3 protein-coding genes are annotated in these 2774 nt (G+C 50.0%); all 3 read left to right on the top strand.

The annotated features are described in order from the left end of the window. Positions 1 to 357 (top strand): 30S ribosomal protein S7 (gene rpsG / locus AC1DUO_RS24030; RefSeq protein WP_477989096.1); only part of this gene is annotated, 357 nt, incomplete at its 5' end. A 96-nt stretch (positions 358 to 453) separates the two neighbouring features. Further along, on the top strand, positions 454 to 2568 hold the full coding sequence (gene fusA, locus AC1DUO_RS24025; RefSeq protein WP_013573669.1) for an elongation factor G: 2115 nt from the start codon (positions 454 to 456) through the stop codon (positions 2566 to 2568). A 71-nt stretch (positions 2569 to 2639) separates the two neighbouring features. After that, a partial coding sequence (locus tag AC1DUO_RS24020; protein ID WP_465870146.1) for a GTP-binding protein occupies positions 2640 to 2774 on the top strand: 135 nt, incomplete at its 3' end.

Here is a 2774-nt window from a genome sequence, read left to right as displayed (position 1 = left end):
GCAGAAGCAATCGTCTACACTGCTCTTGAGACCCTGGCTCAACGTAGCGGTAAAGGCCACCTGGAAGCTTTCGAAGTCGCACTGGACAACGTTCGTCCGACTGTCGAAGTTAAGTCCCGCCGCGTAGGTGGTTCTACTTATCAGGTTCCAGTTGAAGTCCGTCCGGTTCGTCGTAATGCTCTGGCAATGCGTTGGATCGTTGAAGCTGCTCGTAAACGCGGTGATAAATCCATGGCTCTCCGCCTGGCGAACGAACTTTCTGATGCTGCAGAGAACAAAGGTACTGCAGTTAAGAAACGTGAAGACGTTCACCGTATGGCTGAAGCCAACAAGGCGTTCGCCCACTACCGCTGGTAATCACTTCGCAGTAGTTATGCTAACCAAGCGGGCGCTTCAAGAAGCCAACCCGCTTGGGTTAACTGAACTTGAACGTCCTAGTTATAGAGGAATCAAATGGCTCGTAAAACACCCATTGAGCGCTACCGTAACATTGGTATCAGTGCTCACATCGACGCCGGTAAGACAACCACTACCGAACGTGTTCTGTTCTACACCGGTGTAAACCACAAAATCGGTGAAGTTCATGATGGCGCAGCCACCATGGACTGGATGGAACAGGAACAGGAACGTGGTATTACCATCACGTCCGCTGCCACCACCTGTTTCTGGTCTGGTATGGCTAAGCAGTTCGAACCACACCACATCAACATCATTGACACCCCAGGGCACGTTGACTTCACCATCGAAGTAGAACGTTCCATGCGTGTTCTTGATGGCGCGGTAATGGTTTACTGTGCTGTTGGCGGTGTTCAGCCACAGTCTGAGACCGTATGGCGTCAGGCAAACAAATATAAAGTTCCTCGTATCGCGTTCGTTAACAAAATGGACCGTATGGGTGCTAACTTCCTGAAAGTTGTTGACCAGATTGAAAAACGTCTGGGCGCAACTCCGGTGCCACTGCAACTGGCAATCGGCGCAGAAGAGAAATTCACCGGTGTTGTTGACCTGGTGAAGATGAAAGCTATCAACTGGAACGAAGCTGATCAGGGCGTTACCTTCGAATACGAAGAAATCCCTGCCAACATGCAAGAACTGGCTGAAGAATGGCGTCAGAAACTGGTTGAAGCCGCTGCTGAAGGCTCTGATGAGCTGATGGAGAAATTCTTTGGTGGCGAAGAGCTGACTGAAGAAGAGATCAAAACTTCTCTGCGTAAGCGCGTTCTGAACAACGAAATCATCCTGGTTACCTGTGGTTCTGCGTTTAAAAACAAAGGCGTACAGGCAATGCTGGATGCTGTTGTTGAGTATCTGCCAGCACCAACTGACGTTGAAGCTATCAACGGCCTGTTGGACGACGGTAAAGACACTCCGGCAGTTCGCCATTCTGACGATTCAGAGCCGTTCTCTGCTCTGGCGTTCAAAATCGCTACTGACCCATTCGTGGGTAACTTGACGTTCTTCCGTGTTTATTCCGGTCTCGTCAATTCAGGTGACACTGTATTTAACCCAGTGAAATCTCAGCGTGAACGTCTGGGTCGTATCGTTCAGATGCACGCTAACAAGCGTGAAGAAATCAAAGAAGTTCGTGCGGGCGATATCGCTGCTGCGATCGGTCTGAAAGACGTGACTACAGGTGATACCCTGTGTGATCCGGATAACGTGATTATCCTGGAACGCATGGAATTCCCTGAGCCGGTAATCTCCGTTGCGGTAGAACCAAAAACCAAAGCTGACCAGGAAAAAATGGGTCTGGCTCTGGGCCGTCTGGCAAAAGAAGACCCATCATTCCGCGTTTGGACTGATGAAGAGTCTGGCCAGACAATCATCGCAGGTATGGGTGAACTTCACCTGGATATCCTGGTTGACCGTATGCGTCGTGAATTTAACGTTGAAGCTAACGTCGGTAAGCCGCAGGTTGCATACCGTGAAGCTATCCGCGCTAAAGTTACCGATGTTGAAGGTAAACACGCTAAGCAGTCTGGTGGTCGCGGTCAGTATGGTCACGTTGTGATCGACATGTACCCATTAGAACCTGGCACAAATCCGAAAGGGTATGAGTTTGTCAACGAAATCAAAGGTGGTGTAATTCCTGGTGAATTCATCGGCGCGATTGACAAAGGCATCCAGGAACAGCTGAAGTCTGGTCCACTGGCCGGTTACCCGGTAGTCGATCTGGGCGTGCGTCTGCACTTCGGTTCTTACCATGACGTTGACTCCTCCGAGCTGGCGTTTAAACTGGCCGCTTCTATTGCCTTTAAAGATGGCTTTAAGAAAGCGAAACCAGTCCTGCTTGAGCCGATCATGAAGGTTGAAGTAGAGACTCCGGAAGAGAACACTGGTGACGTCATCGGTGACCTTAGCCGCCGTCGTGGTATGCTGAAAGGCCAAGAATCTAACGCTACTGGCGTTGTGATTCATGCTGAAGTTCCRCTTTCYGAAATGTTCGGTTATGCAACTCAGCTGCGTTCACTGACCAAAGGCCGTGCATCTTACTCCATGGAATTCCTGAAGTACGATGATGCGCCGAATAACGTGGCCCTGGCCGTTATTGAAGCTCGTGGCAAATAAGCCACTGGTTTAAACACAATGATCCCGTGCTCTCTCTTTGAAGGGAGAGCACAAGAGTAAGGAATATAGCCGTGTCTAAAGAAAAATTTGAACGTAACAAACCGCACGTTAACGTTGGTACTATCGGCCATGTTGACCACGGTAAAACTACCCTGACTGCAGCAATCACTACCGTTCTGGCTAAAACCTACGGCGGTTCTGCACGC

The sequence above is a fragment of the Rahnella sp. P4_A8 genome (assembly GCF_056402435.1).
This window is presented reverse-complemented; position numbering and strand designations above follow the sequence as displayed.